The organism is Streptomyces albidoflavus (assembly GCF_000719955.1).
Classification (GTDB): domain Bacteria; phylum Actinomycetota; class Actinomycetes; order Streptomycetales; family Streptomycetaceae; genus Streptomyces; species Streptomyces albidoflavus.
The window spans coordinates 21,217-44,171 of sequence record NZ_JOII01000021.1 but is presented as its reverse complement, the minus strand read 5'-3'; the positions used below and the strand labels follow the sequence as shown (position 1 = coordinate 44,171).

11 protein-coding genes are annotated in these 22,955 nt (G+C 70.7%); 7 read left to right on the top strand and 4 right to left on the bottom strand.

Annotated features, from left to right (window positions below; translation table 11 throughout):
* Positions 1 to 56: 56 nt before the first annotated feature.
* Entirely contained in the window at positions 57 to 446 is a 390-nt protein-coding gene (locus tag IF45_RS0120835) for a hypothetical protein (protein WP_030308893.1), read from the top strand.
* Between the two features lie 52 nt (positions 447 to 498).
* Here IF45_RS0120835 and IF45_RS0120830 read toward each other — a convergent pair whose 3' ends face one another.
* Positions 499 to 3,507: a DNRLRE domain-containing protein gene (locus IF45_RS0120830; protein ID WP_242536812.1), complete on the bottom strand. Its 3,009-nt coding sequence runs from the start codon at positions 3,505 to 3,507 to the stop codon at positions 499 to 501.
* Positions 3,508 to 3,725: 218 nt separating this feature from the next.
* Between IF45_RS0120830 and IF45_RS0120825 the strand changes: the two genes are divergently transcribed.
* The 6 genes from IF45_RS0120825 to alc all read left to right on the top strand — a co-directional run bounded on the left by IF45_RS0120825 (position 3,726) and on the right by alc (position 15,016).
* Complete coding sequence (locus tag IF45_RS0120825) at positions 3,726 to 10,748, top strand: RHS repeat-associated core domain-containing protein (RefSeq protein ID WP_242536813.1); 7,023 nt, start codon at positions 3,726 to 3,728, stop codon at positions 10,746 to 10,748.
* Entirely contained in the window at positions 10,748 to 11,575 is an 828-nt protein-coding gene (locus IF45_RS32485) for a hypothetical protein (protein WP_078842902.1), read from the top strand. Before IF45_RS0120825 ends, IF45_RS32485 begins: the two co-directional genes overlap by 1 nt.
* Before the next feature lie 213 nt (positions 11,576 to 11,788).
* Positions 11,789 to 12,250 (top strand): hypothetical protein, encoded by a 462-nt coding sequence (locus IF45_RS0120820; protein ID WP_030308887.1) that lies wholly within the window; start codon positions 11,789 to 11,791, stop codon positions 12,248 to 12,250.
* Positions 12,251 to 12,534: 284 nt separating this feature from the next.
* A complete protein-coding gene (locus tag IF45_RS31510) occupies positions 12,535 to 12,924 on the top strand; it encodes a HEAT repeat domain-containing protein (RefSeq protein ID WP_242536814.1) in 390 nt (129 codons plus the stop codon).
* Between the two features lie 14 nt (positions 12,925 to 12,938).
* Positions 12,939 to 13,298 carry a hypothetical protein gene (locus IF45_RS0120810; RefSeq protein WP_003948073.1) on the top strand — a complete coding sequence of 120 codons (360 nt, stop codon included), beginning with the start codon at positions 12,939 to 12,941 and terminating at the stop codon, positions 13,296 to 13,298.
* Positions 13,299 to 13,855: 557 nt separating this feature from the next.
* Positions 13,856 to 15,016: an allantoicase gene (gene alc, locus IF45_RS0120800; protein ID WP_030308884.1), complete on the top strand. Its 1,161-nt coding sequence runs from the start codon at positions 13,856 to 13,858 to the stop codon at positions 15,014 to 15,016.
* A gap of 87 nt (positions 15,017 to 15,103) precedes the next feature.
* Here alc and pepN read toward each other — a convergent pair whose 3' ends face one another.
* The 3 genes from pepN to IF45_RS0120780 all read right to left on the bottom strand — a co-directional run bounded on the left by pepN (position 15,104) and on the right by IF45_RS0120780 (position 22,515).
* Entirely contained in the window at positions 15,104 to 17,680 is a 2,577-nt protein-coding gene (gene pepN / locus IF45_RS0120795; protein ID WP_030308882.1) for an aminopeptidase N, read from the bottom strand.
* A gap of 149 nt (positions 17,681 to 17,829) precedes the next feature.
* Positions 17,830 to 18,858 carry an aspartate-semialdehyde dehydrogenase gene (locus tag IF45_RS0120790; RefSeq protein ID WP_018468136.1) on the bottom strand — a complete coding sequence of 343 codons (1,029 nt, stop codon included), beginning with the start codon at positions 18,856 to 18,858 and terminating at the stop codon, positions 17,830 to 17,832.
* A 336-nt stretch (positions 18,859 to 19,194) separates the two neighbouring features.
* Entirely contained in the window at positions 19,195 to 22,515 is a 3,321-nt protein-coding gene (locus IF45_RS0120780; RefSeq protein WP_030308880.1) for a S8 family serine peptidase, read from the bottom strand.
* Positions 22,516 to 22,955 lie beyond the last annotated feature (440 nt).

Below are 22,955 nucleotides of genomic sequence, written 5' to 3'. Positions count from 1 at the left end.
CGGGCGCTTACCGTACGGGGGCGCAGGCACGGGGCCGCGCAGAGGGAGGGGAGACCATGAGCGAGCACGACCAGGGGCGGGGGCGCTGGGGCGACGCCGGGGGACTGGACGGGGCGATCACCGGGTCCCCGCGGTTCTCGGTGACCGGGGGCGGGACGCGGCTGCGGGTGGAGTACCGGGTCGAGGGACGCGGCGTCGTCGAGCTGACCTACGCGCCGAAGGGGGAGGAGGGCGAGGAGGAGATCTCCGTCGACCAGCCCCGGCTGCCGTGGCGCCAGGAGGTCACCATGCGCGGCCCGGTCGCCATCCCGGTGCTGAGCGCCACCCTGGACGAGGACGGGGGCCGGGCCGATCTGGTGGTCACCGTCGACGGGCGGGAGCGCGCCCGGGTCACCGTCAGCGGCGCCTCCGCCACCGGCGTCTGCGTCGCCGACCCGGGGGTGTAAACGCGAGCGGCCCCGGCCGGTGAGGCGGGGGCCGCTCCGGACGTCCCGGGCGTCAGGTCAGTGACCTCACCTGGCCCCAGGTGCCGTTCTGCACGGTCACCGGGGTGCCGGGCGCCGAGGTGCCGCCCCGGTGGAAGAGGAGCGCGCCGCCCTGGGCGGAGGGGGCCGTCGTCCACAGGTCGCCCACGCCGTCGCCGTCGGCGTCGCCGGGTGCGGCGAGCAGCGGGTGGGCGGCGGGGGTGAAGCCCGTGCCGTAGGCGGTGCGGCGGGTGTCGTCGGCCAGCGAGAGCGGGTCGGTCGAGCCGTCCGCCCCGGCCCGGCCCCGGTACAGCCAGAGCTTGCCGTCGGCGGTGTCACGGACCAGCAGGTCGGGGTGGCCGTCGCCGTCCAGGTCGCCGGTGGGGACCAGGGTGCGGCCCGCCCAGCCGCTGTCGGCCAGCGGGTAGCCCTCGTCCAGGTAGCCGCCGCCGAACCCGGGCAGGTACCAGAGCGCGTCGCCGATCACCGCGAGGAAGTCGGGGCTGGCGGCCTGGTCGGGCTGGCCGAGGTCGCCGAGGGAGACCAGCTGCCGGAAGGTGGCGGGGTCGATGTGCCCCTCGTCGCCGGGCCGGGTGAACTGGCGGACCTGCTGCCGGGTGAGGTCGGCGACCCGGCCGGTGCCGTCGGCCGGGTAGAGCCAGAGCGTGCCGTCGGCGTGCCGGGCCACCAGGTCCTCGAAGGAGTCGGCGGTCCAGTCCCCGCGCCGGGTGACCAGCGCGTCCTTCAGCCCGAGCGCGGGCAGGGCGGACGCGGTGCCGACGGTGCCGCCGCCGCCGGAGCCGGGGTGCAGCCGCAGCCCGCCGGAGGCGTCGAGCGAGTACAGGTCGGGGAAGCCGTCGCCGTTGGCGTCGCCGGGCTTGTCGGGCGTCCCCGGGCTGTCCGCGTAGAAGGAGTACGCCTGGGTGTCGGACCTGTTGCCGGCGCGGTCGGTGCTGAAGACGTACAGGGTGTGCGGTCCGGCGTAGCCCGGGGTCAGCTTGACGGTGACCGGGCCGCCGGCGGTGGCCGGTTCCGCCTTGGTGGTGGGCGGGGAGACGTTCAGGCCGTAGGTGTACGAGACGACGTCGGAGACGCCGCCGGAGCTGAACGTGAAGGAGCCCGGGGTGCGGGCGGGCGCGCCGACCGAGCCGTCACCGCTGCCGGGGAACTCCGGGGAGCTGACCTGGGGAAGGGCGGAGGGCCGGGCGGAGTCGAAGCCGAACTGGCAGCCGGGCGCGCCCTGGGTCGGCAGCCAGTCCGAGGCGCTGTGCGCGTCCCTGGCCTGCACCTTCCAGGAGAAGCGGCCGCCGCTGCCGAACCCTTCGTACTTCTTCAGGGTGTCCTTGCTGACGGTGTGCTCGGCCCAGCCCCCGCTGGTGATGTTGGTCTTGTCGACGTTGACGACGAAGACGCCGTCGGCCGCGTCGTTGGGGTGCTTGCCGGTCGGCCAGAGGTGGAAGCGGGCGGTGACCTTGTCGCCGTCGGGGTCGCTGACGCGGGCCCGCAGGGTCACGTCGGTGTTGCCGACGAAGACGTACGGGGCCACCGCGCAGGCGGTGTCGTTGGCCGTGCTGGGCCGGGTCTCCATCGCCAGGGCGGTGTTGGGGGCACGGTTGTAGCTGACGATGATCTTCGGGTTGGAGTTGAACCGCTTCCAGGTGTAGGTGTCCGATTCCGAGCTGGCGCGCAGGCCCAGGGTGATGTTGGCCCAGCCGTTGGCGGCGGAGCGCTTGGCGGCCTCGGTGGCGTTGAAGTCGACGGACTTCGCGCCGCAGCCGGTGTAGCCGTGGGCGAAGGACTTGGTCTGCAGGTGGGTCGCCCAGGAGGGCTGCTTGTTCCAGGTGGTGGAGGCGGAGATGCCGCCGGTCAGCCAGAGTTCGACGTTGCGGGCCTGGCAGGACCACGAGTAGGTGTTGGTGATCTGGAACTGGGCGGAGAGCACCGTCGCCCCGGCCAGCTCCTTGGAGTTGAGGCGGAAGAAGGCCCGCGAGGTGCCCTTGGTGTCGCTCTCGTAGCCGACCCGGGCCTCGTTGGCGTAACTGCCGGTCCAGTTGGTGCCGTTCCAGAAGGACGAGTTCTTGTGGCGGTCGTAGGCGATCGTCCAGGCGAGCTTGGAGCCGCTGAAGTTGGGGTCGATGTAGACCGGGTAGCTGGTCTCCTCGCCGCGGAGCAGTTCCTGGTCCGGGGTGAGGGTGAGGGTGGAGCCGGAGGTCTCCATGCCGACCTCGGCGGAGCGGACGTCGGGGGCGAGCGGGTCGACGGGGGAGAGCGTGTCGGCGGTCCGGGCCCCCTGGGACCGCCGGGCCGGGGCGTCGCCCGAGTCCCACATGCGGGGTGTGGCGGTGGCGAACAGCTCCTGGCCGGCCGGGTTGAGGGCGCGCAGCGTGTTGGACTCCGTGTCGCGCTCGACGGTGACGCCCTCGCCCTTCAGGCCGTAGGAGATCTCCTTCAGCGCAGGGTCGGCGGCCGCCTCGGCGCTGTGCACGACGAGGACGTGCGAGAAGCCGTCGACCTGGGCGGTGACCGCGAGGTCGACGCCGTCGAGGACGTTCCGGTACGTGGCGGTGTTGCCCTGGAGGACCGGCGCGGGGAGCGTTTTCGGCCAACTCAGCTCGACGCTGCGGCCCTGGTCGGTGAGGACGGCGAGCGGTCCGTCACCGCCGCCGGAGAAGTTCACGTCACCGGCGGCCGAGCGGGGCGCGACGCGGCCGTCCCGGGCGGAGAGGGTGGTGTCGATGTCCTTCCACACGCCGTCGTGCCGGGTACGGACCGGGGCCGCGTGCTGGGTCAGGCGCAGGGTGCCGTCCGGCATGGCGTGCACCTCGCCGGTCTCGGTGCGGGCGGAGGCCACCTCCACCGGTGTCCCGGAGTCCTCGGCCCGGGCCACCGCCCGCGACTCCTCGGTGAGTTCGCCGCCGGTGACCGGCGGGGGAGCGGTGGGCGGGGCCGCCTGGGCGGGGGCGGCGGTGATCAGGCAGGCGAGCGCGGCGACGGCGGCGGGTATCGCGAGCCGTCCGCGGCGCGGCGCGCCGGGTCTCTTCATGACCGGCATGGCACGTCTCTCTGTTCGGAAGGAGCCGGACCCCGGGCGGGCACGCCTGGGGCGGAGCGGTACGGAAACGAGCTGCAGTGACTGACGTGTGGTCAAGTTTTAGCCAACCATGACTATTTGATGAAGCTGATCACACCTTGCCATTACACAATCATCACTCTTAAGGTGCGTCCGTTCCGGTCGGATCGAACAAGGGCGCACCCGTGTACGTGGACCACACCCTTCCGAAGCTCAAGCACGTCGCGAGAGTGCTGGTCTCCGTGGCGGTCCTCACCGCCGTGGCGCTCCTGGTCGCCCTCATCCCGTCCACCGACGTCGCGTACGCGGCCTCGCTGAAGGACGAGCGGCCCGAGCTGGTCGACGACAAGTCCGTGCCCGGCACCGACCACGTCCCGAAGAAGCGCTCCAGACCCGACGACGCCGCGCGTCCCCACACCCCCGGCGCCACCAGCTGGCCCGCCGGCCGCACCGTCACCCCCGTCACCCCGGCGGGCGAGACCCCCGCGAAGGAGCAGGCGCCGCTCCTTGGTGAGAAGGCCGGCCGCGTCCCCGGCCTCCGCACCGACCTGCCCGTCGCCGCCCGCCCCGCGGGCAAGGCCGCCGCCCGCGCCGCGGCCGAGGGCCCCGCCGCCCACGTCGCCGTCGAGATCGCCGACCGCGCCGCCGCCCGCGAGGCCGGGGTCCCCGACGGCCTGCTGCTGACCGTCGCCCCCGCCGAGCCCGGTCTCCTGGCCCGTTCCGCCGACCTAGACGCCACGCCCGCCGAGGGCACGGTCCGCGTCGAACTCGACTACTCCGCCTACGAGAAGAACTTCGGCGCCGACTGGGGCAGCCGCCTGGGCCTGGTCGACCTCGCCACCGGCGACGAGGTCACCACCGCCAACGACACCGCCGACCGCACCCTGACCGGCGAGATCACCCTCCCCAAGTCCGCCTCGGCCGCCCCCGTCACCCTCGCCGCCGTCGCCTCGGCCGGCGGCGCGGGCGGCAACTACGGCGCCACCTCCCTGTCACCCTCCGGGTCCTGGATGGCCGGCAGCTCCTCCGGCGGCTTCTCCTGGAGCTACCCGGTCGACGTCCCCGAGACCCCCGGCGGCCCCGCCCCCGACATCGAGATCGGCTACTCCTCGCAGGCCGTCGACGGCCGCACCGCCTCCACCAACTCCCAGTCCTCCTGGATCGCCGAGGGCTGGGACTGGGAGCCCGGCTTCATCGAGCGCCGCTACCGCCCCTGCGCCGACGACCAGGGCAGCGGCGCCAACAACCCCGGCGAGAGCGGCAAGACCGGTGACCTGTGCTGGGGCACCGAGCAGATGGTCATGTCCCTCGACGGCTCCAGCAACGAGCTGGTCAAGGACGACAAGACCGGCGTCTGGCGCCCCGCCGACGACGACGGCACCCGGCTGGAGCGCAAGACCGGCGCCGAGAACGGCGCGTACAAGGGCGAGTACTGGGTCCTCACCACCACCGACGGCACCCAGTACCACTTCGGCCTGAACAAGCTGCCCGGCGCCGGGAGCCAGCGCACCCACTCCGTGCTCACCGTCCCCGTCGCGGGCAACCACCCCGGCGAGGACTGCCACGCCTCCGCCTTCGCCTCGTCCTTCTGCACCCAGGGCTGGCGCTGGATGCTCGACCAGGTCGTCGACCCGCTCGGCGACGCCATGACGGTCTGGTGGACCAAGGAGACCAACCGCTACGGGCAGAACGACAAGCCCGCCGGTGTCACCTACGACCGGGCCGCGTACCCGCACCGCATCGACTACGGCCAGCGCGCCGACAAGCTCTTCACCAGCGACCCGGCCGCCCGCGTCGAGTTCGGCGTCACCGAACGGTGCGTGCCCACCGAGGCGTTCGCCTGTGCCGAGGCCGACCGCAAGGCCGCCAACGCCAAGCACTGGCCCGACACCCCGCTGGACCAGCAGTGCCTGCCCGGCGAGGAGTGCAAGAACAAGAACACCCCGACCTTCTGGTCCACCAAGCGGCTCGTCAAGATCACCACCAAGGTACTGGCCGGCTCCACCCTCCGCCCGGTCGACACCTTCACCCTCGACCAGAGCTTCCCCGCCACCGGCGACGGCACCTCGCCCGCCCTCTGGCTCAAGTCCGTCGGCCGCACCGGCCACGCGGCCGACGGCGCCACCGCCGACATGCCGAAGGTCACCTTCCGGGGCCAGCAGCTGGACAACCGCGTCGACGGCTTCGAAGGGCTGGAGCCCTTCTCCCGGCTGCGCGTCCAGGCGGTCGACACCGAGACCGGCGGCACCATCGGCGTCACCTACTCCGACGCCGAGTGCAGCGCCCGCACCCCCGTGAAGCTGCCGGCCTCGCCGCACACCAACACGATGCGCTGCTACCCGCAGTTCTGGACCCCGAAGGGCGCCACCGACCCCGTCCAGGACTGGTTCCACAAGTACGTCGTCACCAAGGTCCGCGAGGAGGACAACGTCGCGGGCGCCCGCGCCACCGTCACCTCCTACGAGTACCTGGGCGGCGCCGCCTGGGCGTACGACGACAGCGAGCACACCGCGGCCAAGGAGCGCACCTGGTCGCAGTACCGGGGCTACGAGCGGGTCCGCACCCGCGTCGGCGACACCAGTGACGGCGACCCCCAGCAGCTCACCGAGCACCGCTACTTCCGCGGCATGCACGGCGACAAGCTGCCCTCGGGCACCCGCACCGCCTCCGTCACCGACTCCGAGGGCGGCACCCACCCCGACCGCACCGAGTTCCAGGGCCAGTTGCGCGAGGAGATCACCTACGACGCCGTCGGCGGCTCCGTCGACTCCGCCGTCAAGGTGACCCCGTCCGCCGTGAAGACGGCCTCCCGGGCCCGCACCGGCACCACCGCGCTGGAAGCGTGGATGGTCCACCCGGTCACCTCCGAGACCCGCGAACTGGTCAAGGGCGACACGTACCGCCGCTCCACCGAGACCACCGCCTACGACAGCTACGGCATGCCCACCAAGGTCGAGGAGAAGACCGCGGGCGGCCGCCTGGTCTGCACCCTGACGAGCTACGTCCGCGACACCGACGCGTACATCGTGGACACCGAGTCGCGCGAGGTCACCAGGAACGGCGCCTGCGACGACGCCTCCGCCACCGTCATCGACGACACCCGCTCCCTCTACGACGGCGGCGCCTTCGGCGACAAGCCCACCAAGGGCCTGGTCACCGAGGTCCAGGAACTGGACGTCGACGGCAAGAGCTACACCACCACCGACCGCACCGCCTACGACCTGCACGGCCGCGAGACCGCCACCTGGGACGCCGAGGACAACAAGACCACCGTCGCCTTCACCCCGGCGACCGTCGCCGTCCCGCACACCCAGGTCACCACCGACCCGCTCGGCCACACCGAGACCACCGAGTTCGACGTCCAGCGCGGCCTGAGCACCGCCGACATCGGGCCCAACGGCGAGCGCGTCGACATGGAGTACGACCCGCTGGGCCGCCTGCTCAAGGTCTGGGACATCGACCGCGACAAGACCAAGGCGCCCAACGCCCGCTACCAGTACGCCATCACCAAGACCAAGCCCACCGTCGTCACCAACGAGACCCTCAAGGACGACGGCAGCTACGCCGTCAGCCACGAGATCCTCGACGGCCACCTGCGCGTCCGCCAGACCCAGGACCCCGCCGTCGGCGGCGAGGGCCGCATCGTCAACGACACCTTCTACGACTCCGCCGGCCGCGAGCTCGTCACCAACGACGGCTACTACAACGACCAGCCCGTCAGCACCACCATCCTGGTCGTCGGCGACAACGTCGTCCCCAGCCAGAACCGCGTCACCTACGACGGCTCCGGCGAGGCGGTCCGCGAGGTCTCGTACGCCTACGGCGAGGAGACCACCCGCACCACCCTGGAGAAGGACGGCGACGCCTCCACCGTCGTCCCGCCCGAGGGCGACACGGTGACCACCACCTACACCGACGCCGAGGGCCGCCAGTCCCGCCTGCGCGAGTACACCAAGAAGGACCGCAGCGCCTGGCGCGACACCACCTACCACTACGACGCCCTCGACCAGCTCACCAGGATCGTCGAGCCGGGCGGCGCCGAGTACACCTTCAGCTACGACGCGCGGGGCCGCCAGACCGCCACCACCGACCCCGACGGCGGCCGCACCACCTACGAGTTCGACGCGACCGACAACCTCGTCGCCACCACCAACCCCAACGGCGAACGCCTCGTCACCACCTACGACAAGGCCGGCCGCCCCACCTCCCTGCGCGAGGACTCCGCCGACGGCAGGAAGCGCCTGGAGTGGACCTACGACACCCTCGGCAAGGGCCTGCCCACCGCGGCGATCCGCTACGACGACGAGGGCAACGCGCACCGCGAGGAGATCACCTCCTACGACAAGGCCAACCGCCCCCTCGCCACCCGCACCACCATCTCGGCGGCGGCGGGCAAGGTCGCCGGCACGTACGACTACCGGTACGACTACACCGACACCGGCAACCTCGCCTGGGTCCAGCTCCCCAAGGCCGGCAACCTCGCCTCCGAGCGCCTGGTCTTCCGCTACACCACCACCGACGACCTGCCACTCTCCATCACCGGCAACACCACCTACGTCGCGGGCGTCACCTACTCCCGCTTCGGCGAGGTCCTGCGCACCGAGGCCGGCCCGGCCGGCCGCAAGCTCTTCTCCTCGTACTACTACGACGAGTTCAGCCGCCAGCTCACCCGCACCGTGCACGACCGCGGCGTCCAGCCCGCCCTCATCGACGACACCGGCTACACCTACGACGACGCCGGCAACCTCACCTCCATCAAGCGCACCCCCGGCCAGGGCATGCCCGACGGCCAGGCCGGCCCCGACACCCAGTGCTTCGTCTACGACCAGCTCCGCCGGATGACCTCCGCCTGGACCGCCGCCGACGACACCTGCACCGGCGGCCCCGGCAAGGCGACGGTCGGCGGCGACCAGCCGTACTGGCACAGCTACACCTTCGACGACTCCGGCAACCGCACCGCCCTCACCGAGCACGACCCCGCCGGGAACACCGCCAAGGACATCAAGCGCACCTACTCCTACGGCGGCGAGGCCGGCGGCCCCAACCGCCTGGCCGAGGTCACCTCCGAGGGCCCGGGCGGCACCACCCGCTCCGTCTACGGCTACGACAAGGCCGGCAACACCACCACCCGCCAGCACAACGGCACCACCCAGACCCTCAAGTGGGACCCCGAAGGCGCCCTCACCGAGGTCAGCGAGCCCGTCGAGGGCGGCACCACCAAGACCACCAAGTACCTCAACGACGCGAGCGGCGAACGCCTCCTGCGCCACGGCCCCGACGGCTCCACCACGCTCTACCTGGGCGAGACCGAGCTGACCGCCAAGCCCGACGGCACCACCACCACCGAACGCTTCTACTCCCACCCCGACGGCTCCACCACGGTCCGCAGCAGCGACGGCGGACTCCAGGTCCTCCTCGCCGACCACCACGGCTCCACCCAGACCTCCGTCGACATGACGCAGGCGTCCATGCCGGTCACCCGCCGCCAGCTCACCCCGTTCGGCGAGGACCGGGGCGAGGCCCCGTCCCGCTGGCCCGGCGGACGCGGCTTCGTCGGCGGCCTGAAGGACGAGGACACCGGCCTCACTCAGCTCGGCGCCCGCCCCTACGACCCGGCCACCGGCCGCTTCCTCTCCGTCGACCCCATGGTCGACTTCACCGACCCGGCCACCATCAACCCCTACGCCTACGCCAACAACGCGCCGGCCACCTTCTCCGACCCCGACGGCCTGTTCTTCCCGATCCTGGTCGGCATCGCCGCGCGCATCGCGATCCGCGCCGCCATCCGCGCGGCCGCCCGCGCCGCCGCCAAGCGCGCCGCCCGCATCGCCGCCCGCAAGGCGGCCCAGCGCCGGGCCCGCGCCCTGGCCAAGGCCCGCGCCAGGGCCGCCGCCAAGGCCCGTGCGAAGGCCCGCGCCAAGGCCCGCCGCGAGGCGGCCCGCAAGCGCGCGGCAGCCGCCCGCGCCGCGGCGAAGCGGGCGGCTGCCCGCGCGGCGGCCAAGCGGGCGGCGGCGAAGCGCGCCGCCGCGGCCGCCCGCCAGCGGGCCCAGCGCGCCGCCGCCAAGCGCGCCCAGGCGGCCCGCGCCGCGGCCCGCAAGGCCCGCGCCAACAAGGCCCCCAAGGCAAAGGCCAAGCCCAAGTCCCAGCCCAAACCGAAGTCGAAGCCCTCCCAGAAGTCCAAGCCGACCCAGCGCAAGACCAACAAGGTCAAGGAAGAGGCCCGAGAGCAGACCAAGGACGCGGTCAGCGAGGAGGCACAGGCACAGAGCTGCGAGGTCAACAGCTTCGTCCCCGGCACCAAGGTCCTGATGGCCGACGGCTCGAAGAAGCCCATCGAGGACGTCAGGACGGGCGACAAGGTCCTCGCCACCGACCCGAAGACCGGCGAGACCAAGCCACAGCCGGTCGCCGCCACCATCATCGGCAAGGGCGACAAGACCCTCGTCACCGTCACCATCCGCACCACCACCGAACGCGCCCCGACCACCCTCACCACCCCACCGCCCGACGGCTCGGTCCCGGTCGACGCCACCCAGTTCGCCCCCGGCGACGAGGACGGCGACACCACCTCGACCATCGTCGCCACCGACGGCCACCCGTTCTGGGTCCCGGAACTGAACACCTGGCTCGACGCCGGCCAACTCCAGCCGGGCCAGTGGCTCCACACCTCGGCAGGCACCTGGGTCCAGATCACCGCGGTCTCCAGCACCACCCAGCGCGCGACCGTCCACAACCTGACGGTGGCGGACGTCCATACGTACCATGTGGTCGCAGGCGGTACCTCAGCACTCGTTCACAACTGCTCCACTCCGGATGAGCGGGCGCATGCCAGAGCCTCGGAGAATGCTGCATATTCCAGCAGGCCGGACGTTGCTACCGGCGGGTACCTCTGGGTTCAGGGGCACGGAGAGTTTGACCTGGCTTCCGATCGGCTCCATCCGTTGATCAGAGCCAACAGGGGTGCGATTCCTGCTGCGGCGAGCCCCGGCGGCGGCCAATTCTTTGGCTCGCATGTCGAGGTTCAGGCGGCCACTATCATGAGGATTCTGGCCAAACAGTCGGGATCCAGGGGTTTGACCGGACGACTGATGGTTTCAAAGCCTGGCGGGCCATGCAGTTTCTGCGCGCCGAACGTGGCAGGAATGTTGCCGGGGAACTCATCGCTAGTGGTCAGATTTCAGCGCGGGCGAGTTTTCGGTGAGGTAACCTTCTGATGCGTTCGCCAAAGCGCGGCCCAGTTGCCGCGCCTTGGCTGCTTTTCTACAGCCGCTATGCTGGTTTTATGGACATGAACGGCGATAAGTTGAATCCAGGCGCGATCATCGATCTCACCAATTGGGCTGAGCTTGAGAATGCCGATGGGTCGGCCTTCCCGGTTACTCCGGCCAAGCTGCATGACTTGACGTCGGGTGACTTTTTTAAAGTAACGAGTTCACTCAGCCACCTGTATCACGCTCTCCTCAACGACGGAGTCGTCTACTCTGCGACCGCCCCGGCTTTCAGGTATGTCGCCGCACTCTTGGGCGACCGCGAAAGTCGAGCCGCACTCACCCCTTCATGGGATGGGGATAAATTTCCACTCCGAGGCAAGCTCCTTTCATGGCTGGCCGATGTGGCCTTCGATGTCAGCATTGAGCACGAGCAGCGCATTCGAGAATGGGGGGGATATTCGCCGACCGAGCCATTTCCCGATTTCCTGAACATCAGGAGTATCTACCCGGAAGCATTTCCGAGCGTCGCCTCCTACTTTGATGACCTTGATCCGAGAGTGGTTGAGGCGGCTCTTGTCGCGGCCGTCCGATTTCTGGAGTCCCCGGCGTTGGCGGTGCACCGCGGGAGGTTGACTTTTTTGCTGGAGAACGTTCTAGCGCAAAGCTCCAGCGAACGGCATAGAAGTCTGGCCTCCGAGGCGTTGGCGTCCTGGGAGCAAGGGCGCGTGCTGATGGAACCGTTTACCGATCCACACCCCTCCGAGGAGCATGGGAAGGATCATCGCCATTCGCACGGGAAACGGGGATCAGTTGACGAGCCGCCGTTTTAGTGGTCGTGCCCGGACTCGGTCGGCTCAGCCCGCGAAGTCCCGTACGCCTTGGGGCGCCGCGTCGTCGCGGCCACCCCATCGGTAGAAACCCGCGAGAATCCGCCCCTGCTTTCCCAGTCGGAGATACCGGGTCGCCGCGACCAGTGGCGGCAAATAGGCAATAGGGTTCCCCGGCGGGAGCGGGAGTATCTCGACGTGGTTGAGGCGGAATGTATGACCGACGGTAGTTCGTACGGGAGTCGTCCAGAATACCTTCCGGACTTCATGAACGATCCTCATGATGATGACGGTCGGCAGGTGGTGAAATTGGATCTCGCCGAGAACCGCACGCTGGCGGCAGCGACGTTGAGCAGATTTCCGGCTGCGACCGGCGACGTGATCGACTTCGAGTCCACGCCGTTCGAAGGCCGCCTCTGGTGGGACGACGAGGAGCACTGGACGAGGATGGCGGCGGATCTCCTCTCCTCGCACGTACAGCGGGGTGAGCGGATCGCCGTCATCTGGGGCAACTACCTGATGCCGGTCGTGGCGATGCCTGCGGATGTCGCGGTGCGACGTGCGAGGGACATCCTGGACGCCGGGCCGCACTTCTGGATGCACCCGCTCGGCGGTTCGGTGCTCATCGAATGTCTGATGGATGGGCAAGTCACAGTCGCGACGATTCCGTCAAGCTAGGTGCAGGACCAGCGATTGTTCGCAGATGGCCGGCAGGATACGGAATTGCCTGAGTGGGTAAACGCGGGCCCGAGTGTGGGAAGCTTGATTCTCCATTGAGTTCGGTAATTCAGGCGTCGCGAAAAGGGAGGTGGTGCGGTGGTGAAGCCCGAAGATCAAAGGGTGATCCTGGACCTTGTCACCTATCCCGGATCTGCGCCCCGTGGGACACCTGAGGAAGTGCTACGGCATTTCGGTGCTGATGACGGACGGGCCCTGGGGCTGGAACTGCTCAGGGGGGGGCTGTGGCCGAACGGGACGGTGATCAGGTGGAGATGGCCCTGATCGTCGCTGACCGGTTCGGCTTGTCCCCGGCCTGCCTCGAACCGTTGATCACCTTGTGCTCTGCCGACTGGCATCATGCGCATGAGGGGGTCGTCAGCGCGCTGGGTACGTTGCGCAGCCCGGCTTCCGTCCGCGCTCTCCAGCATCTGGCGGACTGGGTGCCTGACTACCTCGACTACGACGACAGCAGGGCCATGGGCGTCAAGGCGGTCTGGGCTCTGCGCCGTACGCCTGGTCCGGAGGCTGAAGAGGCGTTGTGGGGCTTGCTCGCCTCCGGTAGCGGCGACGTTCGGGAAGCTGCCGCGAAAGGGCTTCGGAGCCGCGGCGTGTCCGAGTCCGAGGGAACCTGAGAAGCGAGAGAGCGGTGGAACTGCCGGTGCGTGAAGAAGAACTCCAGGAGATCGAGGAGCTGTGCTCCGCCGCCACCCCGGGACCTTGGCATGTCAGGACCCTGAACGACGACTCCGCCATGAATCTCGTCGCGGTCAGCACGGTCCCGGGAGCCGGTGCCGGCGAGCGTTGGCCGGACTTCGATCACCGGGATCTGGTCGCGGCGACGCTCGTCCAGCATCCGCGCTACGTCGATGTCGGCGATGAATGCTGGGACGAGAACGCGGCCTTCGTCGCCATGGCGCGGGATGCCGTACCGCGCCTGGTCGAAGAAGTGAGGCGTCTGAGAGCCCTGCTCGCGGACAAGGACGAGGGCGAGGGGGTGAGCGCGTGACGGGCCGGTCGCCAGCGATGCGCTTCGCCGGTGGCGGCTGAGGAGTTCGGGCTGCGGGTCGCCTCGTACGGGCCGCTTGTGGGGGTGCGGGATGACCCGTCCCACACGCGGGCCCGGGCGTGTGTGGGCCCGCTGATCGACTCCGGCAGGCTTGACCGAGAGGGGCTGCACCTGGTCATGCCCATGGTGCGGAACGGTGTTCCGCCGGCGGGGGAGGAGCCTTCGTACCGGTGCTACCTGTGGTTTCTCGAACGGGGGCGGGGTGAGCGCACGTTGGTGCTGGTCGATGTCTCCGAGCGGCGGCTCAAGGCGCGGGCGAGGTGAGGTTCCGGTGACGTTCCCGCTGAGGGTGGTGGAGCTGTCGCGGCGCCTGGAGGGCACGTTCGAGCCGTGGGCCATCGGGGTCGGGCGCGGGAAGGTGCTCCTGGGCACGTCCATCAGGTCCAGGGAATCCTGCGTGGCCGCCCCTGACCCCGCCCGACCGTTCACCCCACCCGAACATTCCCATCGGAAAGTTTCGATGGACGCGAGCATTCGGCCCCTGTCACAGTCGACCCATGACCACACACCCCGCCACCCCGGACAGCCAGGACGCCCACGCCGACGACCCGCACGCCAACGATGCCGCGCCGTACCCGGGCGGTGACCCGTACGGCGACTACCGGACCCACGGAGTCGACTTCTCCGCCACCGACCTGGTCGACCTCGCCGACCGGCGGCTGGGGGCCGGGGTGATCGCGGCCAACGACGAGTTCTTCGCGCAGCGGGAGAACCTGCTGGTGCGCGAGCGGGCCGTCTTCGACCCGGAGCACTTCGGGCACAAGGGCAAGGTCATGGACGGCTGGGAGACCCGGCGCCGGCGCGGCGCGGGCCCCGAGACGCCGTTCCCGGCGCCGGAGGAGCACGACTGGGCGCTCATCCGGCTCGGCGCGCCCGGCGTCGTCAAGGGTGTGGTGGTCGACACCGCGCACTTCCGCGGCAACTACCCGCAGCGCGTCTCGCTCCAGGCCACCGCCGTCGAGGGCAACCCCGGCCCGGAGGAGCTGCTCGCCTCCGACGTGAAGTGGGAGGAGCTGCTGCCGCCCACCCCGGTCCTCGGCCACGCCGCCAACGGCTTCGCCTTCGACGTGGAGCGCCGCTTCACCCACCTCCGCCTCTGCCAGCACCCCGACGGCGGCATCGCCCGCCTGCGGGTCTACGGCGAGGTCGTCCCCGACCCCGAATGGCTCGGCCTGCTCGGCACCGTCGACCTCGCCGCCGTACTCAACGGCGGCGTGTACGAGGACGCCTCCGACCGGTTCTACTCCTCGCCCACGCAGATCATCCAGCCGGGCACCTCGCGGAAGATGGACGACGGCTGGGAGAACCGGCGCCGCCGGGTCCGCGACACCAACGACTGGGTGCGGTTCCGGCTCGCCGCCCAGGGCGTGATCCGCGCCGTGGAGATCGACACCGCCTACCTCAAGGGGAACTCGGCCGGCTGGGTCGAGCTGAGCGCCCGCGACGGCGAGGACGGCGAGTGGTACGAGATCCTGCCGCGCACCCGGCTCCAGCCCGACACCCCGCACCGCTTCCGCCTGGCCACCCCGGCCACCGCGACCCACGTCCGCCTCGACGCCTTCCCCGACGGCGGCGTCGCCCGGATGCGGCTGCACGGCGAGCTGACCGAGGCCGGGGCCGCCGCCCTCGCCGACCGGTACCGGCGCCTGGCCGGCTGAGGCGGCACCCCGCACGGACGACGGTCCCGCCCGCCCCTCGCGACAAGGGGCGGGCGGGACCGTTCGCGTCCGGCGGGGGAGGGGCGGTCAGGCGCGCCCGGCCGCCGCGTCCGCCTCGCGGGCGCGCAGGGCGCGCTCGACGCCCGCCCGGCACTCGGTGATCATGCGGCGCAGGCCCGGGGCCGGGTCGTTGGCCGCGATCCAGGCGTCGGTGGCGTCCAGGGTCTCCTGGGAGATCTGGAGCGCCGGGTAGAGCCCCACCACGATCTGCTGGACCATCTCGTGGCTGCGGCCGGCGGCCACGTCCTTGACGGCCGCGAAGTACTTCGCGGTGTACGGCGCCAGCAGCTCGCGCTGGTCGTACTGGACGAAGCCGCCGATGACGGCCTCCTGGACCGCGTTGGCCAGCTTGTCGGACTCGACGACCGAGGCCCACGCGGTGGCCTTGGCCTCCTCGGTCGGCCGGGCTGAACGGGCCGAGGCGGCGTGCCGCTCACCGGCGGCCGTGCGGTCCCGGGCCAGCTCGGCGTCGACGGCGCCCTCGTCGGCGCGGCCGGTCGCGGCCAGGCGGTGCAGCAGGGCCCAGCGCAGCTCGGTGTCGACGGCCAGGCCCTCGATGGTCTCGCCGCCGTCCAGCAGCGCCTCCAGCAGGTCGAGCTGGGTGTCGGTGCGGGCGGTGTCGGCGAAGGCGCGGGCCCAGGCCAGCTGGTGGTCGCTGCCGGGGGCGGCGGCGCGCAGCTGCTCCAGGGCGAACTCCGTCCAGCGGGCCAGGCCCTCGGGACGCCAGGCCGGGTCGGCGTACTGCTCGATCGCCATGTGGACCTGGCGCTGGAGCGACTGGACCACGCCGATGTCGCTCTCCTTGGGGATGCCGGAGATCACCAGGTCGAGGTAGTCGCGGGTGGCCAGTTCGCCGTCGCGGGTCATGTCCCAGGCGGAGGCCCAGGACAGGGCGCGCGGCAGCGACTCGGCGAAGTCGCCCAGGTGGGCGGTGACGACGGCGAGGGAGTCCTCGTCGAGGCGGACCTTGGCGTACGACAGGTCGTCGTCGTTGAGGAGGAAGACGGCCGGGCGGCCGGTGCCGACCAGTTCGGGGACCTCGGTCAGCTCCCCGTCGACGTCCAGCTCGATCCGGCCGGTGCGCACCAGGCGGCCCGCGTCGTCCAGGTCGTAGGAGCCGATGGCGATGCGGTGCGGGCGCAGCACGGCGGTGCCCTTGGCGCCGGCGGGCAGCGCGGGGGCGGTCTGGCGGACCGCGAAGGAGGTGACCGTGCCGTCGGCGTCGGTGGTGATCTCCGGGCGCAGCACGTTGATGCCGGCCGTCTGGAGCCACTTCTGGGCCCAGGTGGTCAGGTCGCGGCCGGAGGTCTTCTCCAGCGCGCCGAGCAGGTCGGTCAGCTTGGTGTTGCCGAAGGCGTGCTGCTTGAAGTACGCCTGCACGCCCGCGAAGAACGCGTCCTCGCCGACGTAGGCGACGAGCTGCTTGAGGACGGAGGCGCCCTTGGCGTACGTGATGCCGTCGAAGTTGACCAGGACGTCGTCCAGGTCGTTGATCTCGGCCATGATCGGGTGCGTCGAGGGCAGCTGGTCCTGCCGGTACGCCCAGGTCTTCTCGGCGTTGGCGAAGGTGGTCCAGGAGTGCGGCCACCGCGAGCCGGGGGCGGCGGCCTGGCAGGCGACCGAGGTGAAGGTGGCGAACGACTCGTTCAGCCAGAGGTCGTTCCACCACTCCATGGTGACCAGGTCGCCGAACCACATGTGGGCCAGCTCGTGGAGGATCGTCTCCGCGCGCCGCTCGTAGGCCGCGTCGGTCACCTTGGAGCGGAAGACGTACTGGTCGCGGATGGTGACCGCGCCCGCGTTCTCCATCGCGCCCGCGTTGAACTCCGGGACGAAGAGCTGGTCGTACTTGGCGAACGGGTAGGCGTAGTCGAACTTCTCCTGGAACCAGTCGAAGCCCTGCCGGGTGACGTCGAAGATGTGCTCGGCGTCGAGGTGCTCGGCGAGCGAGGGCCGGCAGTAGATGCCGAGCGGCACCCGCCGGCCGTCCTTCTCGTAGACCGAGTGGACCGCGTGGTACGGGCCGGCGATCAGCGCGGTGATGTACGAGGAGATCCGCGGGGTCGGCTCGAACTTCCAGACGTCGCCCTCGGGTTCGGGCGTCGGCGAGTTGGAGATCACCGTCCAGCCGGTGGGCGCCGTCACGGTGAAGGTGAAGGTGCCCTTGAGGTCGGGCTGCTCGAAGACGGCGAAGACCCGCCGCGAGTCCGGCACCTCGAACTGGGTGTACAGGTACGCCTGCTCGTCCACCGGGTCGACGAAGCGGTGCAGGCCCTCGCCGGTGTTGGTGTAGGCACAGTCGGCGACGACCCGCAGCTCGTTGCGGCCCTGGAGCAGGCCGTCGAGGGCGATCCGGGAGTCGCGGAAGACGGCGGCCACGTCGAGCGCGGTGCCGTTGAGGACGACCTCGTGCACGGCCGGGGCGATCAGGTCGACGAAGGTCGAGGCACCGGCCTCGGCGCTGTCGAAGCGCACCGAGGTCACCGAGCGGAACGTGCCGCCGTCCTGGGCGCCGGAGAGGTCCAGCTCGATCTCGTACGCGTCCACGGTCAGCAGGCGCGCCCGCTCCTGCGCCTCTTCACGGGTCAGATTCGTGCCAGGCACGCGGTCATCTCCTTCGATGGGTACGCCGATGGTGACGTTCGGCTCATCCTTCCACGGGCGCCCCGGGGACGGGGAAGGGCGGGCACCGATATCCGGTGCCCGCCCTCCGGTGAGCGGTACGCGCGGCGCGGCGGCTCCGCGCGGCGGTGTCAGCCCTTGAGCTCGGCGGCGACCAGCTCGGCGATCTGGACGGCGTTGAGCGCCGCGCCCTTGCGCAGGTTGTCATTGGAGACGAAGAGCGAGAGGCCGTTCTCGACGGTCTCGTCCACCCGGATGCGGCCCACGTACGACGGGTCCTGGCCGGCGGCCTGGAGCGGGGTGGGGATCTCGGACAGCTCGACGCCCTCCGCGCCCTTCAGCAGCTCGGTGGCGCGCTCGACGCCCAGCGGGCGGGCGAAGCGGGCGTTGATCTGGAGGGAGTGGCCGGAGAAGACCGGCACGCGCACGCAGGTGCCGGAGACCTTCAGCTCGGGGATCTCCAGGATCTTCCGGGACTCGTTGCGGAGCTTCTGCTCCTCGTCGGTCTCGAAGGAGCCGTCGTCGACGACCGAGCCGGCCAGCGGCAGCACGTTGAAGGCGATGGGGCGGGCGTAGACGCCGGGCTCGGGGAAGTCCACGGCGGCGCCGTCGTGGGTGAGCTGGTCGGCCTCGGCGACGACCTTCTGGGTCTGGCCGTGCAGCTCGGCGACGCCGGCCAGGCCCGAGCCGGAGACGGCCTGGTAGGTGGCGACGACGAGGGCTTCGAGGCCGGCCTCGTCGTGGAGCGGGCGCAGCACCGGCATGGCCGCCATGGTGGTGCAGTTCGGGTTGGCGATGATGCCCTTGGGGCGGTCCGCGATCGCGTGCGGGTTGACCTCGGAGACGACCAGCGGGACCTCGGGGTCGCGGCGCCAGGCGGAGGAGTTGTCGATGACGACCGGGCCCTGGGCGGCGACCTTCTCGGCGAGCGCCCGGGAGGTGGCGCCGCCGGCCGAGAAGAGCACGATGTCCAGGCCGGAGTAGTCGGCGGTGGAGGCGTCCTCGACGGTGACCTCGCTGCCCTGCCACTCGATCGTGGACCCGGCGGAGCGGGCCGAGGCGAAGAGGCGCAGCTCGGAGACGGGGAAGTTCCGCTCGGCGAGGATTCTGCGCATGACCGTGCCGACCTGACCGGTGGCTCCGACGATTCCGACCCGCACTGTGACTCCTTCAGTCTGGCTCACCGGCGGGCGCCCGCCGGACGTACGAAATGGGCAGCCTGCCCATGATGCGACAGCCTGCCCATGATGCTTATGACCAGCACCTTCCTGTCCAATCCTTTGTCCGGAGGGTGGGACGTGATCGTCCGCCTGGTGAGCGGCACGACCGGGCCGATCCGCCGTCGTGTCCGCTTTCGCCCCGATTTTCTGTGACGCACCTCCCACCGTACGGGCCCGGACATGCGGAAGGGGCGGGTCCCCGGAGGAACCCGCCCCGAACCCGGTGGCCGTACGCGGTGGCCCGGGTGGGTGGGGGCTACCGCGTACGGCCGGGGGTCACTCGGTGACCTTGCCGATCTCGACGCTGCCGCTGCCCGCGGCGGTGCCCTTGGCGTTCAGCACCTGCACCTGGCCGAAGAACTTCCGGCCCTCGGGCGCCGGAGCGGCGACCAGGACCTCGGCGGCGATCTTCGCCGAGGCGCCGGTGGCGAGCTTCACGGTCTTCGCCGTGTCGACCTTCACCTCGCCGAGGGCGGCGGAGAAGTACACGTCGCGGTAGTCGTACGCGGTGCTCCCGGAGGGGACCGAGTAGGCGTAGACCTCGACGGTGTACGTGCCCGGCTTCGGCTTGGCGACCGACAGGGCCTCCTCGGAGTCGCCGTCGGCGGTCTGCGCGACCTGGTTGCCCTGCTCGTCGTAGAGGGTCAGGTCCAGGTCGGCGGCGACGTCGGAGACGTTGCCGATGGCGACGTCGAGGCGCTCGACGCCCTCACCGACGGTGATCTCGCTGGTCTGCGCCTCGCCGTTCTTGATCTCGGGACGCTTGCTCAGCGAGGAGCCGAGCGGGCCGCCCTTGAGCTTGCCCTCCAGCGCGGCGTTCTCGTTGGTGATCTTCCACTCGACCGGGGCCGGGGTGCCGACCTTGGCCTCGGGGACGGTCTGGACCGCCGGGTCGAAGGCGACGCCGAGCAGCGACACCTCCAGCTGGTACGGGTTGCGCAGCAGCGGCGAGGTGCGGCGCGCCTCGACCTCGATCTCCCAGACGCCCGGAGCCGGGTCGGCGTAGGAGCGCAGGTCGGGGCGGCAGCCGTTGCCGTTGTTGTAGTTGTTGTAGCAGTTCGGGGTCGAGGTCGAGTCGACCGGGACGCCGTACGGGTGGATCGAGATGAACCGGACCTGGCTCTTGCCGAAGAGGCCGCCGAGGGAGACCTCCAGCGACTTGGCGCCCTCGGGCACCTCCACGAAGTAGGAGCGGGTCTCGTTGCGGTCGACCTCGCCCGACTTCTTCACCGTGAAGGAGGGCTTGGCCAGCTCGTCCGCGGCGACCACGGTCGTCATGATCTGCTGGTCGGTGCCCTGCGTGGACGGGTCGTCCACGGTCAGGATCGCCGAGTGCAGGCCCTTGGTGGCCGCCTTGGCGGAGACCGTCAGGGTGACCGGCTTGTTCAGCTTGAGGTCGACCTTCTTGCCGCCGACCAGCTTGAACGTCTCGTCGTGGTTGTTGACCAGGGCCAGCTTGTGGCTGACGGCCTTCTTGGGACCGGTGGTGCGGGTCACCGTGATGTCGTACAGCCGCTTCTTGCCGACCTTCAGGCCGCCCTCGCGGTCGTAGACGCCGGTGCCGTGGCCCGGGTCCTTCAGCAGCTCGTCGATGGCCGTGTCGACGGGGGCGCGCACGGTGTACTCGTGCGTGTCGCCGTCCTGCTTGTTGATCTGCTTCCAGGCGTCGACGATGTTGATCAGGCCGGCGCCCTGCTCGTACGCCTGGACGCCGTCGATCTGGGTGGCGGTCGAGGTGAGCGCGGAGCGCAGCTTGGCCGGGGTCAGGTCGATACCCTGCTGCTTCGCCTTGGAGAGCAGCAGCGCGGAGGCGCCGGCGGCCTGCGGGGAGGCCATCGAGGTGCCCTGGAGCATCGAGTAGCCGGCGGGCAGGTCGTAACCGGCCTCCAGCGTCGGGCCGCCCGGGAACCAGGTCTGCGTGGTGTTGATGGCCGCGCCGGGCGCGGAGAGGGTCGGCGTGAAGCCGCCGTCCTCACGCGGGCCGCGCGAGGAGAAGGGCATCATCGCGTACGGCTTGCGGACCTCGGAGCCGTAGTTGGCGAGCCAGGTCTCCTTGGAGATGGTCGCGCCGACCGAGATGACCTTGTCGGCGAGGCTGGGGTCGCCGATGGTGTTGGCGCCGGGGCCGCTGTTGCCCGCCGAGATGACGAGCTGGACGCCGAAGGCGTCGATGATGCGGGTGTACAGCTCGGCGCGGGCGTTGTTGCCGTCGTTGAGCGCCGGCAGGCCGCCGATGGACATGTTGATGATGTCCACGCCGCGGTTGGCGGCGAGGTCGATCATGCCCTCGGTCAGCGCGACGGAGGTGCAGCCGCCGCTCCAGGTGCAGGCCCGCGAGGAGACCAGCTTGGCGCCGGGCGCCGCGCCGTTCATCTTGCCGCCGAAGAGCGAGTTGGCGGCGGTGATGCCCGCGACGTGGGTGCCGTGCGAGCCCTCGATGATGCCGATGTTGACGAAGTCGGCCTTCTTGCCGACCCAGCTGCCCCCGTACGGGTCCATGGGGACGCCCTTGCGCAGCTCCACCACGAAGGGGATCTGCTCGACCACGTCGGTCTTCGGGTCGTCCTTGCCGAAGTAGCCGACCTGGAACTTGTCCTTGTACGGCCGCAGCACCTCGTCGTCGGTGAAGTCGCCGTTGTCGTTCAGGTCGACCCGCACCGTGCCGTTCTTGGCGTCGTAGAGCACGCCCCAGGTGTCGGTGGTGTCGCCGTCGCGGTTGAGGTCGCCGTCGGCGTCGCCGCCCTTGGAGGCCGCCTCCGCGAAGACGCTGACCTGGTACGAACCGGCCGGGGCCTTGTACGTACGACCCTTGTAGGTGAAGGACGGCCCGGAGACCGCGTCCACCATCGGGCGCCAGGTCTGGTCGCCGTCGACGATCGGGTCGGTCGCGGTCACCCAGTCGGTGATCTTGCGCTCGCCCGTGGTGGTCTTCTGCAGCGCCGGGTGACCCAGGTCGATGCCCGAGTCGAGGATGCCGATGGTGATGCCCCGGCCGTCCGCCTTCGGGTTCTTCTCGACGAACTCGACGGCGCCGGTCTCGAAGGACGGGTTGAACGGGTTCTTCGCCGGGGTCTTCGCGTTCGGGGCCCCGTAGAAGTCGTCGCTGTCCGTGGTGGCGCTCTTGACGCCCTTCGCCCGGTCGCCCGAGGGCGTCGGGTCGTCCAGCTGGATCTCCTGGTTCAGGTCGATCCCGTGGACGGCGGAGAGCTTGGCCGCGGCCTTGATGGCGGCGTCGGCCTGGCCGGTGGGGACGGTCGCCCGGACGTACCCGAGCTTGTCGTGGGTCTTGCCCACCGACCCGCCCTTGACCGCCTTCAGCTTCCCGGCGACCTCGGCGGTCCTGCCCGGCTGGGTGGCGATCATCATGGTGACGTGCTTGTCGCCGTCGGCCTTGGCCTCGGCGAGGCGTTCGGCGTCGGCGGAGCCGAGCTTGTCGGCGGCGCTCTTGACGGTCGGCGCGGTGGCCGGCTCGTCGGCCGCGAAGGCCATGGGCAGCGGTGCGCCGGCGCAGAGGGCGGCCACCAGGCCGGCCGCGACCGCGACGCGGGCGGCCCGTCTGGCACCCGATATGGGCGCCTGCGGGGATTCGGAGGTCATCAGCATCCCTGTATGTGGAAGAAAGGGTCCGGATTTCGGTGCCGGATGACCGGTCAGCTTTGCGTAAGTGGCCGTTGTTTGGGGAGAGTTGCCCGGGCCTGACGGGGAAGCTGGCGGCATTCCGCCATACGCCAACGGCGCCGTATGCGCCCATAGGTGGACAGGTCCACGTCAGGCGGAGCGGCTTCTTCCGGTCACCCGGGCCGTCCCGGCCCCCGGAATGTGCCGCTTCCGTGAGGGAAGTGGAGGGGGCACGGGAAATCGCTGGGCCCACAGCCCCGTCCGTGCTGTCATGCCCCCTGCGGATACGGCCGGGCAAGGCCGAAAACCGCCTCTTGCGCCCGGCGCCCTCGCAACTTCCCCGCCCCCCGCGCCGGTCCCTCCCCGCACCGGACGAACCGCCCCGGACCGGGGCTGCTCCACCCGAGGAAGGGACCACC

Excerpts from the sequence above, each read along its gene's own strand:
- IF45_RS0120830 (WP_242536812.1), bottom strand. The coding sequence starts at position 3,507 with ATGAAGAGACCCGGCGCGCCGCGCCGCGGACGGCTCGCGATACCCGCC.
- alc (WP_030308884.1), top strand. The coding sequence starts at position 13,856 with ATGACCACACACCCCGCCACCCCGGACAGCCAGGACGCCCACGCCGAC.
- IF45_RS32485 (WP_078842902.1), top strand. The coding sequence starts at position 10,748 with ATGCGTTCGCCAAAGCGCGGCCCAGTTGCCGCGCCTTGGCTGCTTTTC.
- IF45_RS0120820 (WP_030308887.1), top strand. The coding sequence starts at position 11,789 with ATGACCGACGGTAGTTCGTACGGGAGTCGTCCAGAATACCTTCCGGAC.
- IF45_RS0120835 (WP_030308893.1), top strand. The coding sequence starts at position 57 with ATGAGCGAGCACGACCAGGGGCGGGGGCGCTGGGGCGACGCCGGGGGA.
- IF45_RS0120780 (WP_030308880.1), bottom strand. The coding sequence starts at position 22,515 with ATGACCTCCGAATCCCCGCAGGCGCCCATATCGGGTGCCAGACGGGCC.